This window comes from Bacillus sp. SRL543 (assembly GCF_984799205.1).
This window is the reverse complement of sequence record NZ_OZ481794.1, coordinates 2,372,395-2,386,199: the sequence shown is the minus strand read 5'-3', so window position 1 is coordinate 2,386,199 and position 13,805 is coordinate 2,372,395. Positions and strand designations below refer to the sequence as shown.

The window sequence follows — 13,805 nt, the reverse complement described above, 5'->3', positions numbered from 1 at the left end:
AAAGGAAGGAAAATTTCATTTTCCTTCCTTTTTTCTGTATAAGTTGGTTAAAATAGATTATTGAATATGAATTTAAGGAGAAAGCATAGATGGAAAGACTCAAACAGGTCTGGGAATATATCAAACGCTTTTGGAAGAGAAAGCATATCACACAGATCCTGCTGCTTGCTGCCCTGACGGCCCTGCTGCTTGCCATATTGTTTTTTGCCTACCTGGCAGCAACGGCAAATGTACAGTCTTTGAAAGATGGGCTTAAGCAGTCGACTGTCCTGTATGATAAAGATGGAGATGAAGCTGGAAAGCTTGCCGCAAACAGGACTGGCGGAGCAGAAATAGAAGAGTTGCCTGAACATATGAAAGAAGCTGTTGTCAGTATAGAAGACGAGCGCTTTTACAAACATAATGGCTTTGATATAAAAGGGATTGCAAGAGCCTTTTTCAGCAATCTGTTTGCAGGCAGGATCACAGGGGGCGGCAGTACAATCACTCAGCAGCTCGCCAAGAATGCGCTGCTGTCGCCGGAACAAACATACAGAAGAAAAGCTGAGGAGATTTTCCTGGCGGTCGAAATAGAAAAGAATTACAAAAAAGAAGACATCCTTTTGATGTACCTGAACCAGGTTTATTTTGGAAGCGGGGCATGGGGGATTGATCGGGCCGCTAGAACGTACTTTAATAAACCGATAAGCAGAGTCACAATCAGCGAAGCGGCACTGCTGGCGGGACTGCTTCAGTCTCCTTCTGCTCTGGATCCTTATCAGCATTATGACAGGAGCATCAGCAGGCGCGACACGGTGCTTGGGAAAATGCAGGAACTTGGATACATCACAAACGATGAATATGAACAGGCTATAGCGGAGAAAATCGCCCTGGAAGATGGAAGTGCAGATACAGAAGCAAGAAAGTATCCCTATTATGTAGATGCAGTCCTTGATGAGGCAACAAGCAAGTACGGCCTTACCCAGGAGGAGATATTTACAAGAGGCTATACCATTTATACAGAACTCGATCAAAATGTACAATCCGGCCTTGAAAAGGTATATGACAGAGATTCCCTTTTCCCGGCAGGCAGAGGAGGACAGCTGGTGCAGAGCGGCTCAGTCCTTTTAGACCCGTCGACTGGCGGGGTCCGTGCCATTGTTGGAGGCCGGGGTGAGCATGTGTTCAGAGGCTTTAACAGAGGGACACATATAAAGGCCCAGCCAGGTTCCACTTTGAAGCCGCTGGCAGTTTATACTCCCGCCTTAGAAGAAGGCTATGATGCCTCTTCTATCCTGAAGGATGAGCCGATAACTTTCGGTGATTATAAGCCGGAAAACTTTTCACGCTCTTATGCCGGCGAGGTGCCGATGTATAAAGCAGTTGAAGAGTCGCTTAACATTCCTGCTGTCTGGCTTCTCAACGAAATCGGGATTGATAAAGGCATGGATTCTTTAAAGCGTTTTGGAATCCCGACAGAGAAGGAAGACAGAGCGCTTGGCATCGCTCTTGGCGGAATGAGAAAAGGAATTTCTCCGCTGCAGCTCGCAGAAGCATACGCGGCATTTCCTAATGAAGGAAAAAGGCATGATGCCCACTTTATCACCAAGATAGTCGGACCGACAGGAAATGTCATTGCAGAAAGAAAGAAAAAAACTGTCAAAGTCACTTCCAAGGCAGCGGCAAGGGAGATGACGTCCATGCTCCTTAATGTGGTTGAAAGCGGAACCGGCAAAAGGACCAAGCTCCCGGATGTCCAAATAGCAGGCAAAACGGGATCTACCCAGCTGCCATACAATGACATTGACGGCACGAAAGATCAATGGTTCGTTGGCTATACACCTTCACTTGTTGGGGCTGTGTGGCTTGGCTATGACAGAACAGACCGGGAGCATTATCTGTCCACCAGCAGCTCTGAAACGGTCGTACCGATCTTCAGAAGCATCATGGAGCAGGTGCTTCCTTATACAGAACAGAAAGAATTCGGCACAGAGTCAGTTAATGAGCAGCTTGCAGAAGAAACTGAGCCTGATGCAGATCTCCAGGAACAGGCTGAAGAATTCAGCGAACGGCTGAAGGAAGAAATGCCGAAATGGAAGAAAAAGTGGCAGGATGCCCAGGAATTGCTCAACAAAACAGAAGAAAAACTGAATGAGATTTGGGACAAAATCGGGATTTGACGGTTTCCTTTCACCACAAAAATCAATATGAATTCAAAGGGAAAGCATCTTTGTATGTTTTCCTTTTTTTCTGTGCGGCACATTATTATTCAACAGGAATTTTATTCGACAAATTCCGAAACCCTTACACACCATGATGTATAGCAAACTGCTAGCAAAGTAATAGCTATTTGATAACAGTGTGATATCCTATAAATAGGAGGTGCTATCATTGCCAAATGAACAAAGATCGCAATTAAATGTCCGGCTGCAGAAAGAAACGCTGCAGATGCTGGATGAAATTGTAGAATATTATCAGGAAAACACCAAGATAGGCCGAATATACAAAGCAGACGTGCTTGCTGATATCATTGAAAAATCATATGAAGTTATGAGGAAGCAGAAATCGAATGCCCGTAAATTCTAAAAAGATACTCAATGTTTTGAACTGATTTTATCTGGAAAAAATAATGATAACTTCTTCAAGGAGTCCTATTGCCGACCACAGGCAAAAACCTCAAAGAAATAATAAAAGGAATGGTTTTATTGAGAGATGTCACTTTAGAACAGATTTTCAAACACAGAATCGCCCAAAAGTATTTGACACGATCTGGGGTGGCCCATGCAGTTGCTGTATCCAATCACAGCTTTAAGCTTGCGAAAGAAAGAGGCGTTGACCCTGACACGGCTGCAAAAGCAGGGCTCCTGCATGATATGGGGCATTACACTTGGTACAAAAATGGAAAGTGGGATTATGATCTTTACAGAAAAAATGATATACATGCGATAAAAGGAGCTGAAAGGGCTCATAAGCTTCTGATCAGGCTTGGCGAAAACCCTGTTAAAGCAAAGGAAATTGCCCTGGCCATTCTTTTCCATACAGATTCCTTCCTTCCTGGAGGAGAAGTAATCCGCACACCACTTCAAACAATCGTGAAATTGGCCGACGAATTTGATGAAGAACCTGGCGGTGCCCACCATTACAGAATGGTTGATGAAGAAAGGGCCCTTCTAAGCCTTCGAAGGCTTGATAAGAAAATCGACAGTTTCCTGGAGGCTGAATAAAGGAATTCGCTGATAAAGCGGATTCCTTTTTTATACTTTTGAAGGCTTCGATTCTCATAATATATCTAAAAATATTCTTTAATGATTCTTTATACCTACTACTTTCTCCATGAATAGATTGTGAGACTGCACTGTTTCTTTTAAACTTAAATAATAAGGCAATGTAAAAATATTCCGACAGGAGAATCGGCATGCAACTCACATTATTTAAAAAAGGCAGGAACAAGCAAGAGCATTCTTTCAAACTTACTAATCATAAGAACATAGGAATCGATCAGTATCTTGACCAGGATATTTTAAGGCAGATTGAAATGATGGGACTTAAGGACATTGACCTGAATTACATAAACTCTCTGCAGCCATATGTGAAAGAAAAGATCCCTGAAATCATTGATCAGTTCTACAAAAATTTAGAGACCGAAAAATCATTGACTGAAATCATACAGGATAACAGTTCTGTTGAGAGATTGAAAAAAACATTGAGCGCCCACATTTATGAGATGTTCAGCGGAAGGATAGATAAAGATTTTGTTCAGCAGCGTTTTGTCATTGCACATGTCCATGTCAAAATCGGACTGCAGCCTAAATGGTATATGTGCGCTTTTCAGGATCTGTATCTGTCTCTATGCAGCATGATTGTAGGCATAATCCCTGATAAAGGACCCTGCACTGAGATGATGCTGGCTGTTTCAAAGATCATCAGCCTAGAGCAGCAGATAGTCCTAGAAGCTTATGAACAGGAAATGGCCCGGATCAGGAAAGAGTCTGATCGCTATAAAGAGCAGCTGAAACAACAAGTTGCAGAAGCTGCCGGTGAGCTTGCCGCTATCAGTGAGCAGACAAGCGCTTCGATCGAGCAGGCAGCCGACAGAACGAATGACATCAGGAGAGCTACGAAGACAGGGTCAGATATAGCCGTAGGTGCAGAGGAAAAATCAGAAGAAGGAATGAACAAGCTTATCGGGCTTGGCAGAACTCTGGGACAGGCCGAGGACACAATTTCCAGCATCAGCCAGAACATGGAACAGCTGATCGAGAGCTCTAAACAGATCGAACAGATCGCAGCAATCGTTACTTCGATTGCAGACCAGACGAACCTTCTTGCTCTTAATGCCGCAATAGAAGCTGCCAGGGCCGGCGAACATGGGAAAGGATTTGCAGTAGTGGCAGACGAGGTCAGGAAGCTGGCGGAAAACACTAAAAATGCAGTCTCAGAAGTATCAGGGCTGATCGGTGAAATGGAAAACCGGTCAGGCATCATGGCACTGTCAATCGAAGAAGCCAGTGTAAATATTAAATCTGGCTCTGTGCAGTCTAAGGAAATCAATGAATATTTTTCCCTCATCCTTGAGTCCATGAGACAAGTAAAAGAAAAGAATTTGGCCATCGTGAAGGAAATGGAAGATTTGAATAAAGTGTTTGATGATATCGGGGAGGCCTCCGGCCAGGTAGCAGCATCATCTGATATGCTTTCCGGACTGACCTTGACATTATAAAGAAAAAGCAAATAAAATGGCGGCTGCATAAGCAGCCGCCAGCCCTTTCCGTCCGTACAGTGGTTAAGTGTCCCGCAACAAGCGAATGTCCGGAAAGGGCTTTTTAAGCTTAACATATCCATTTGGGAAAATCAAAAGGGGAAAAAAAGCCAAGTTATTTTATTTCCTTCGCAAATAATGATATGATAATCAATGATTTTCAATCTTGGCGATGCTGACTCTCTAAACTGGCTTTCCGGCACCCAGCCGGAACAGATTTAGCTGAGATACAGCCTGCCATCAATCCAAGGAGATGATTTCAATGGCAAAAAAAGGATACATACAAATGAAAGACGGCGAGAAGATCGAATTTGAATTATACCCGAATGAAGCCCCAGGCACTGTAGCAAACTTCGAAAAGCTTGCAAACGAAGGCTTCTATAACGGTTTGAACTTCCACCGGGTGATTCCTGGATTTGTGAGCCAAGGCGGCTGCCCGAATGGCACCGGGACTGGCGGACCTGGCTACACGATCAACTGCGAAACAGAAGGCAACCCGCATAAGCATGAATCAGGGTCTCTTTCAATGGCACATGCAGGCAAAAACACAGGCGGCAGCCAGTTCTTCATCGTCCACGATCCACAGCCGCACTTGAACGGTGTTCACACTGTCTTCGGTAAAGTAACATCAGGCGTTGAAGCTGCTAAAGCGATGAAAAACGGCGATGTTATGGAAAAAGTTGAAGTATACGACGCCTAACCAGCAAAAAAGAGCCTCTGGCTCTTTTTTACTTTCAAAGAGCTTTTCTTCTGGCTGGACTATAATCAGGCAGCTTTTGATCAAAGAAAGGAGCAGGTATGCTAAAACCAATAAAAGACCATCTCAGGCCAGGCTTGGATATCATCTTTGTCGGCTTCAACCCCAGCATCCGGTCGGCTGAGACCGGACACCATTTCGCCAATCCGAATAACCGGTTTTGGAAAATCCTTTATGAAGCGGGCATCACTCCTAAAAAATTTCTCCCTCAAGAAGACAGCCTGCTGCTGGATTTGAACATGGGCCTGACTAATATCGTTCCAAGGCCGACCAAAGCTGCAGATGAAATAACCAAGGATGAATATAAAGAAGGCAGAGCAAGGCTAATCTCACTCATTACAGAGCTGAAGCCAAAGGCAGTCTGTTTTGTCGGCAAAGGTGTTTACCTGGAATACAGCGGCAGCAAGAAAGCACCATGGGGCCGCCAGGATCATCCTGTGGTGCCAGGGGTTATCGAATTTGCAGCTCCTTCCTCGAGCGGGCTGGTGCGGATGAAAATGGATGAAGTGATTGATATATATAAAGAATTGCCTGCCATCCTGCATGGACAGGCACCTTCCCGGCATGGAGAGGACAGCTAAAGGAAAACATGGAGGGTTTTAGAATGAAATTAGTATCTTGGAACGTTAACGGAATCCGGGCCTGCGTTAAAAAAGGGTTTTTGGATTTTTTCAGGGAAGAAGATGCAGATATATTCTGCATCCAGGAATCAAAGCTGCAGGAGGGACAGATTGAACTTGAACTGGATGGCTATCACCAGTACTGGAACTATGCCGAGAAAAAAGGCTATTCCGGGACCGCCGTTTTTACAAAGGAAAAGCCCCTCCATGTATCCTGCGGGATAGCCGGAAGGGAAGCAGAACCAGAAGGACGGAGCCTGACTCTTGAGTTTGAAAATTTTTATCTTCTGAATGTATATACACCCAATTCTAAGAGGGACCTGGCAAGGCTTCCGTACCGGCTGGAATGGGAGGATGAGATAAAAGAGTATATCCTAGAGCTGGAAAATAGAAAGCCGGTCATTCTCTGCGGCGACCTTAATGTCGCCCATCAGGACATAGACCTGAAAAATGCCAGGTCTAACAGAGGCAACTCCGGGTTTACGGATGAAGAGCGCGGAAAAATGACATCTCTTTTGTCAGAAGGATTTGTAGACTCTTTCAGGTTCCTTTATCCAGAGCAGGAAGGCGCCTATACATGGTGGTCTTATATGGCAAAGGTGAGGGAGCGGAATATCGGATGGCGCATCGACTATTTTATCGTGTCTGACAAACTGAAAGAACATATACTAGATTCAAAGATTTATTGTGATATCATGGGCAGCGACCACTGCCCGATCATGCTCGAAATGGCCCTTTAGATGATAAAGGGCTTTTTTTCTGTATATAATGGAATCAACATATATAAAAATAGGCGCAGTGAAGGAGGCAGGAGAGCCTGCCATTCCGGACAGCCATGACAGGAAGGTTTTATGAAAAAGACACTTGTATTGACGGGCGGGGGCTCAGCCGGCCATGTCACCCCTAATATGGCTTTGATTAAAGAGCTGGAGGGGGAAGATATAAACATCCATTATATAGGCAGCAGAGAAGGCATTGAAAAAGCTCTGATCAGCGGGCTTTCCATTCCCTATCATTCGATTTCAAGCGGCAAACTAAGGAGGTACGCCGACTTTGAAAACATAAAGGATATGTTCAAAGTGGCGAAAGGATGCACCGAAGCACGACGGATTCTTAAAAAGCTCAAGCCAGGCCTCGTTTTTTCCAAAGGCGGTTTTGTTTCCGTGCCTGTCATCGCAGCCGCAAAGCTGCTCGGGATCCCGATATTTATACACGAAAGCGATCTTACCCCGGGCCTGGCGAACCGGATTTCCAAAAGGTTAGCTTCTAAGATTTATACTTCATTTGAAGAGACTCTGCAGTACCTCCCGAATGGAAAAGCACAGGCAATCGGCTCGCCGATCAGAAGGGAAATCCTCTCTGGCATCAAGAAGAAGGGGCTGGAATTCCTCGGTTTTGACAGATCCAGGCCGGTTCTGGCCATTATGGGAGGCAGCCTTGGGGCAAAGAAAATCAACGAAGCAGTGCGGCAGGAGCTTGAACATCTTGGCGGCCAGTTTCAAATTGTGCATCTTTGCGGAAAAGGAAATCTTGATCCTGCATTGGAAGGCCGGCCAGGATACAGGCAATTCGAATTCCTGAACAGTGAACTTTCAGATGTACTTGCCTGTACAGATATGACGGTTACCAGAGGAGGATCGAATGCTATTTTTGAATTCCTTGCCCTCCGCATACCGATGCTTATCATTCCTTTGAGCAAGAAACAAAGCAGGGGCGATCAGATCCTGAATGCGGAAAGCTTTGAGGAAAAAGGCTATTCGCTGACCCTGCAGGAAGAAGACCTGACAGCTGCATCTCTATCAGAATTTATTGGCATTTTAAGCAGCAATAGGGAAAGCATATTGAAAAAGATGGGAGAATCAAAGCTGAAGGATGCTTTATCAGTCATGGCTGGTGACATAAAGGACAAATTGCAGCAGCAATAGGACTCCTGGGTCTTTGTTCGCTTTTTTGTTCGCTTCTCAGAAGGAAAATCAAGCCTATCTTCTTATCTGAATATTCCTTCAAATTTGCTATAATGGAGATACATCTTGTTTCTGCATCCTGAATTACTCTGAAGGAGGGAAAATAATGAAAGAATGTGTACGTGTGATCCCGTATCAGGTAATTGAACAATCAGAGGCGGTTTCAGGCATTCCGGAAGGCATCGGACTGATCCAGGCGCCAAAAATCTGGGAAGAAACAAGGGGAGAAGGCATTACAATCGCTGTACTCGATACAGGCTGTGACATCAGCCACCCTGATTTAAAGAACCAAATCATCGGAGGCAGGAATTTTACTGGCGATGATTCCGGAAATCCGGATATTTTTAATGATTATAACGGCCATGGCACCCATGTTGCGGGAACCATTGCAGCAGAAGGCAGAGAGACCGGCATATCGGGCGTTGCGCCAGGTTCAAAGCTGCTCATCGTTAAAGTGCTTGATAAAAACGGATCCGGCCAGTATGACTGGATCATTGAAGGAATCCGTTACGCTATTGACCAAAAAGCCGATATTATTTCCATGTCTCTCGGCGGCCCGAATGATGTTCCAGAGCTCCATGATGCTGTAAAGGAAGCCGTCCGGAATAACATAGCTGTTGTATGTGCAGCCGGCAATGAAGGGGACGGCAAAGATTCTACTGATGAGTTTGCCTATCCCGGCTGCTATAACGAAGTAATAAGTGTAGGCGCGATCGACCTGGAAAGGAATTCTTCACAATTTACCAATTCACATAATGAAATCGACCTTGTAGCACCAGGGGAAGAAATACAATCTACTTTCCCGAATGGGAAGTATGCCACCTTGAGCGGCACCTCCATGGCTGCCCCGCATGTGTCCGGTGCAATGGCGCTAATTAAAAATGCTGCCAACAAGAGCTTTGACAGGAAACTGTCAGAGGCAGAGCTGTTCGCCCAGCTCATCAGGCGCACCGTTCCCCTCGGCAATTCAGCAAAGCTTGAAGGAAATGGCCTGGTATATTTAACTTTGCTTGAGCACCTCTCAGATATTTTCACACCTAAAGTTCTGCCGATGGTCTTAAAATCATGAACAGCCTGGCAGAACAGCTTGCTGCTGAACAGGAAGCTGCACTGGCTAACCTGCAGATCCAAAGCGCGGAGCGTATATATTATGATGAAGCTGCAGACCGCGAGAAATGCAATGCATATTATGCTTCCCTCGACTTTGAGGCAGCTGAGGCTATAGAAGACCTTCAAAAGCTTGTGGAGGAAACCCATAAGACCGTCCTGAAATATTCACCTCATCTCTATTTATATCCCTGGGTGGACCTGCAGGAGAACCTTTCTCTAAAAAGCCTCTATTCAGGCGGCAGAATGGATCCGGCTGAGAGCATTAAGCACGATGCAGAAGTCCTGGTGAAGCGGAACCGGACCGGAGACACGCAGACAAAGCTGAATTGCGAGCATGTGATTCCGCAGTCCTGGTTCAGTGAACAGCAGCCGATGAAGGGGGATCTCCATCATTTGTTCGCCTGTGAGCCTGCATGCAACAGCATGAGAAGCAATTTTCCTTATGAAGATTTTCCTGCCTACAAGCCGGAAGCTTCTGCTTTCGGCATAAGGGGCGGCTGCGGCATGGCTGAAGAAGGGAAGTTTGAGCCGGAGTACGGCAAAGGAATCGCAGCCCGGGCATGCTTTTACTTTTTCCTGAGGTATAAGCATTTCAAGCCTGCAGAACATGGAATCAATTGCATGCTCCTCCATAAATGGCATCTTGAATTCCCTGCATCCATATATGAAAAGCACAGGAATGCGGCAATAGAGGAGCTGCAGGGCAATCGCAATCCGTTCATTGATTATCCTGACCTGGCAGGGAAAATCGCTCAAACATTCTAATAAACATCAATGGAGGTCAGACTTTTAGTTTTATGCAGCCTTTTACTCAAAGAACGATAAAAATCATTAAAGAAATACCTGCTGGAAAAGTAATGACTTACGGCCAGATAGCCGCTCTTGCAGGCAGCCCCCGGGCAGCCAGGCAGGTCGTCCGGATTCTTCATTCGCTGAGCAGGCAGGAGAAGCTTCCCTGGCACAGGGTCATCAGCAAAATGGGCGAAATCAGCATGAAAGATCCATTGGGCCGGGAGGAACAGAGATTTCTCCTTGAAGCGGAAGGCGTCACTGTAGACGGCAAAGGAACAATCCTTCTGGAAAATTTTCTGCACGAGCCAAAAAAAGGGCTGGATAATAATTCCTGATTCTGATAAGATAATAAAAATCTTAAATTCTATGACGAGAACAAGTAGGAAAGGGAATGTTCCTTCAGCGAGCCGGGTATGGTGAGAGCCGGCGGAAACGATCTTTCTGAAACATCATCTCTGAGATGCAGGACTGAAACATAGTAAGTCCTGACGGGTGTCCGCCGTTAAAAGGAACGCGTATGATGGTACGTTGATGAGCGCTATTGCGTCTGCAATAGAATTTGGGTGGTAACGCGGGTATAACACTCGTCCCTTTACAGGGGCGGGTGTTTTTTATTTCCCTAAAAATCAAAGAGAAAGGCAGGTACTGAAATGGAAAGCACTATGGCAAGAGAACACAGAATCAGGGAGTATTGGAGGCAGGAAAATATTTTTGCCAAATCCATTTCCAATCGTGCAGGCAGAACTCCTTTTGTTTTTTATGAAGGGCCTCCGACCGCCAATGGCCTGCCCCACGCCGGCCATGCTCTCGGCAGGACATACAAGGATCTGACAGCCCGCTACTGGACGATGAAAGGGAGGCAGGTAATCAGAAAAGCCGGCTGGGATACACATGGACTTCCGGTTGAACTGGGCGTGGAAAAAGCACTCGGCATATCAGGAAAAAAGGAAATTGAGGATTATGGTGTAGGTGCTTTTATCGAAAAATGCCGTGAAAGTGTATTTGAATATGAAAAGCAGTGGAGGGCATTCACAGAGCAGCTTGGCTACTGGACGGATATGGATGATCCTTATATGACATTAAGCAATGAATATATCGAATCGGTATGGCATATCCTTGGGACCATCCACGAAAAAGGTCTGCTTTACAAAGGCCATCGGGTATCTCCCTACTGTCCAAGCTGCCAGACTTCCTTGAGTTCCCATGAAACAGCACAGGGCTACAAAGATGTAAAAGATTTAAGCGCCACCGTCACCTTCAGGCTGAAGGGAAGGGAAAATGAATTTTTCCTCGGCTGGACCACAACGCCATGGACTCTTCCGGCCAATGTTGCGCTGGCTGTCCATCCGCAGGTCCAGTATGCAAGAGTAAAGAACGGAGACAAAATCTTTATTCTGGCTGAAAACAGGGTGGCAGATCTTTTTCAACGCTATGATGAAATCCTTGAAACACTGGAAGGCAAAGCGATTGCGGGAATGGAATATGAGCCTCCTTTTCAGATTGATGGGCTAGAAGGTGCGCACAAAGTCATTGCCGCTGAATTTGTCACTGAAAACAGCGGCACAGGAATCGTCCATATTGCTCCCGCTTACGGAGAAGACGACTACCGGGCCATAAAGGAAAATGGACTTCCTTTCATCAATATCGTTGATTCTAAAGGCTGTTATACTGATGAATTTCCGCCTCTTGCAGGGAGGTTCGTCAAAGACTGCGATGTGGACATCTTAAAAATGCTCGGCAGCATGGATCTTCTATTTTATAAACAAAAGTATGAACACAGCTATCCATTTTGCTGGCGGTGCGACTCTCCGCTCCTTTATTACGCAGCTGACAGCTGGTTCATCAAAACATCTTCGCTTAAAGAGAAATTTCTTGAGCTTAACAGCCGGGCTGAATGGCATCCAAGCCACATGAAAAACGGCCGTTTCGGCAAATTCCTTGAAGGGATGGTGGATTGGAATATCAGCCGGAGCCGTTATTGGGGTACACCTCTCAATGTTTGGGTCTGTGAAGCTTGCGGGGCAGAGAAAGCCCCAAAAAGCTTTCAGGAGCTGCAGGAGCTGTCTGAAGCCAGTGGAAAGCTCGCTGATTATCATAAGCCTTATGTTGATATAGTGAAAATTTCTTGCCCGGACTGTGATGGTAACATGGCCAGGACCCCTGAGGTCATCGATGTCTGGTTTGACTCTGGAAGCATGCCGTATGCCCAGCATCATTATCCTTTTGAACACACAGAGGCATTTTCAAGGCAGTTTCCGGCCGATGCAGTCATAGAGGGTGTGGATCAGACCAGAGGATGGTTTTACTCTTTGCTCGCCGTTGCAGTCTTATACAAAGGCGAATTGCCTTATAAAAATGTCCTCGCCCTTGAGCATGTCCTCGATGAAAATGGGCAGAAAATGTCTAAGAGCAAAGGAAATGCCTTAGATCCGGCAGAGCTGATCACTGAATATGGAGCAGATGCATTAAGATGGGCGCTTGTGGAGGACAGCAGTCCATGGAAGCCAAAGAAGTTTTCGGGAAGAAATGCAGCTGAGGCCAAATCAAAGCTGGTGGACTCGCTTGCAAGCATTCATCATTTTTACAGCCTCTACAGTGCTATTGATAATTTTGTCCCGGACAGCCGCCACTCTTCCGAAAATATAATGGACCGGTGGATCCTTTCACGGCTGCATAGTGTCATTGAAACGGTAAACAGGGAGATGGACAGCTTCCAGGCAACGAATGCCAGCAGGGCAGCAGGCACGCTGATCGAAGAGGTCAGCAACTGGTATATCAGAAGAAACAGGGAAAGGTTCTGGGCGAAGGGCATGGAAGCTGATAAAATCGCTGCGTTTCAGACACTGTACACTTTATTGGACAATATCTCCCGCATGCTGGCCCCTTTCGTGCCTTTTATAGCTGAAAGCGTCTATTTGGATTTGACAGGCAGGAGCGTCCACCTTGAAGACTACCCAGAAGCAGATTCCGCTTTGATTGACAGTAAGCTCGAGGAAAGCATGCTCGAAGTCATGGAACTGGTGGAGCTGGGCAGAAGCATCCGCCATTCCCGGCAGCTGAAGACAAAGCAGCCGCTGGCCGAAATGCTGGTGCAGTGCAGCAAGGAACAGGAAGGAAAATTAAAAGCTCTCAGCCCGGTCATCAAGGAAGAACTGAATATAAAAGAAATCTCCTGGGCGGAAAACTGGACGGAAAAATACACATGCCAGCTGAAGCTGAATTTTAAAGCAGCAGGCCGTAAATACGGAAAGAAAGCCAGCCTCGTTCATCAGTCGCTGCAGCAGCTCCCTGAAGCAGATATCCGCCAGCTGCTGGAGAAAGGGAGCCTCGTTCTGCAGGCAGGCGATGAAAAGCTGCAGGTCGAAGCCAGTGATACAACCGTGGAAAGACTCCCAAAGCAAGGCTACGCAGAAAGCAGCGGGCGAAATATGACTGTTCTTTTGAAGACAGAATTGACCGCTGAATTAAAAAGGGAAGGATATGTAAGGGATTTTATCAGGGGAATACAGGATTTAAGAAAGAAGCTTGAGCTTCCAATCGATAAAAGAGTTAGGCTGACTATCGATACAACACCTGAAGCAGAAGGAATACTGCGTGAATTTGAGGATCTTTTATACACCAACATCATTCTTGAAGGGATTGCTTTCAAGCAGCTGCAAGACCCGATGCTAAATGGAAAGCTTGGCGGGGAATTGATAGCTGTCTCATTAACATAATCATAAGCTGCACGGCTCAATTTTCAAAAACACTACTTTTTCCTCACGAAGAAAATAAAGGAAAATCATCTTTCAAAGAGAAGTAACTGTTAATACTTTTAAATAAGG

11 protein-coding genes, 2 pseudogenes and 1 other annotated feature are annotated in these 13,805 nt (G+C 45.8%); all 13 genes and pseudogenes read left to right on the top strand.

The genetic code is table 11. The annotated features are described in order from the left end of the window. Positions 1–89: 89 nt before the first annotated feature. Entirely contained in the window at positions 90–2,159 is a 2,070-nt protein-coding gene (locus AC4E8B_RS11930) for a transglycosylase domain-containing protein (RefSeq protein WP_490219248.1), read from the top strand. 211 nt (positions 2,160–2,370) lie between these two features. Beyond that, positions 2,371–2,565: a hypothetical protein gene (locus tag AC4E8B_RS11925; RefSeq protein ID WP_490219246.1), complete on the top strand. Its 195-nt coding sequence runs from the start codon at positions 2,371–2,373 to the stop codon at positions 2,563–2,565. 119 nt (positions 2,566–2,684) lie between these two features. After that, positions 2,685–3,203: an HD domain-containing protein gene (locus AC4E8B_RS11920; RefSeq protein WP_490219647.1), complete on the top strand. Its 519-nt coding sequence runs from the start codon at positions 2,685–2,687 to the stop codon at positions 3,201–3,203. Between the two features lie 191 nt (positions 3,204–3,394). Next, a pseudogene (locus tag AC4E8B_RS11915) lies at positions 3,395–3,937 on the top strand (protoglobin domain-containing protein); the annotation flags it as partial. Positions 3,938–4,228: 291 nt separating this feature from the next. Beyond that, a pseudogene (locus AC4E8B_RS11910) lies at positions 4,229–4,699 on the top strand (methyl-accepting chemotaxis protein); the annotation flags it as partial. A gap of 301 nt (positions 4,700–5,000) precedes the next feature. Beyond that, the gene (locus tag AC4E8B_RS11905; RefSeq protein WP_490219244.1) at positions 5,001–5,438 is read left to right on the top strand and encodes a peptidylprolyl isomerase; all 438 of its coding nucleotides are present in this window, start codon (positions 5,001–5,003) and stop codon (positions 5,436–5,438) included. A gap of 98 nt (positions 5,439–5,536) precedes the next feature. After that, complete coding sequence (locus AC4E8B_RS11900; protein ID WP_490219242.1) at positions 5,537–6,076, top strand: mismatch-specific DNA-glycosylase; 540 nt, start codon at positions 5,537–5,539, stop codon at positions 6,074–6,076. Positions 6,077–6,099: 23 nt separating this feature from the next. After that, positions 6,100–6,855, top strand: coding sequence for an exodeoxyribonuclease III (locus AC4E8B_RS11895; protein WP_490219240.1), 756 nt, complete (start codon positions 6,100–6,102; stop codon positions 6,853–6,855). A 111-nt stretch (positions 6,856–6,966) separates the two neighbouring features. Then, the gene (gene murG / locus AC4E8B_RS11890; RefSeq protein ID WP_490219238.1) at positions 6,967–8,040 is read left to right on the top strand and encodes an undecaprenyldiphospho-muramoylpentapeptide beta-N-acetylglucosaminyltransferase; all 1,074 of its coding nucleotides are present in this window, start codon (positions 6,967–6,969) and stop codon (positions 8,038–8,040) included. 145 nt (positions 8,041–8,185) lie between these two features. Beyond that, positions 8,186–9,148: a S8 family peptidase gene (locus tag AC4E8B_RS11885; protein ID WP_490219236.1), complete on the top strand. Its 963-nt coding sequence runs from the start codon at positions 8,186–8,188 to the stop codon at positions 9,146–9,148. Next, positions 9,145–9,954 carry an endonuclease I family protein gene (locus AC4E8B_RS11880; protein WP_490219234.1) on the top strand — a complete coding sequence of 270 codons (810 nt, stop codon included), beginning with the start codon at positions 9,145–9,147 and terminating at the stop codon, positions 9,952–9,954. The genes AC4E8B_RS11885 and AC4E8B_RS11880 overlap by 4 nt, the downstream gene beginning before the upstream one ends. Positions 9,955–9,986: 32 nt before the next feature. Beyond that, on the top strand, positions 9,987–10,316 hold the full coding sequence (locus AC4E8B_RS11875; RefSeq protein WP_490219232.1) for an MGMT family protein: 330 nt from the start codon (positions 9,987–9,989) through the stop codon (positions 10,314–10,316). A gap of 22 nt (positions 10,317–10,338) precedes the next feature. Next, positions 10,339–10,576: a binding site (T-box leader), on the top strand. Positions 10,577–10,631: 55 nt separating this feature from the next. After that, positions 10,632–13,697, top strand: coding sequence for an isoleucine--tRNA ligase (gene ileS, locus AC4E8B_RS11870; RefSeq protein ID WP_490219230.1), 3,066 nt, complete (start codon positions 10,632–10,634; stop codon positions 13,695–13,697). The last annotated feature ends 108 nt before the right edge of the window (positions 13,698–13,805 follow it).

Excerpts from the sequence above, each read along its gene's own strand:
- AC4E8B_RS11885 (WP_490219236.1), top strand. The coding sequence starts at position 8,186 with ATGAAAGAATGTGTACGTGTGATCCCGTATCAGGTAATTGAACAATCA.
- murG (WP_490219238.1), top strand. The coding sequence starts at position 6,967 with ATGAAAAAGACACTTGTATTGACGGGCGGGGGCTCAGCCGGCCATGTC.
- ileS (WP_490219230.1), top strand. The coding sequence starts at position 10,632 with ATGGAAAGCACTATGGCAAGAGAACACAGAATCAGGGAGTATTGGAGG.
- AC4E8B_RS11905 (WP_490219244.1), top strand. The coding sequence starts at position 5,001 with ATGGCAAAAAAAGGATACATACAAATGAAAGACGGCGAGAAGATCGAA.
- AC4E8B_RS11895 (WP_490219240.1), top strand. The coding sequence starts at position 6,100 with ATGAAATTAGTATCTTGGAACGTTAACGGAATCCGGGCCTGCGTTAAA.
- AC4E8B_RS11875 (WP_490219232.1), top strand. The coding sequence starts at position 9,987 with ATGCAGCCTTTTACTCAAAGAACGATAAAAATCATTAAAGAAATACCT.
- AC4E8B_RS11880 (WP_490219234.1), top strand. The coding sequence starts at position 9,145 with ATGAACAGCCTGGCAGAACAGCTTGCTGCTGAACAGGAAGCTGCACTG.
- AC4E8B_RS11900 (WP_490219242.1), top strand. The coding sequence starts at position 5,537 with ATGCTAAAACCAATAAAAGACCATCTCAGGCCAGGCTTGGATATCATC.
- AC4E8B_RS11930 (WP_490219248.1), top strand. The coding sequence starts at position 90 with ATGGAAAGACTCAAACAGGTCTGGGAATATATCAAACGCTTTTGGAAG.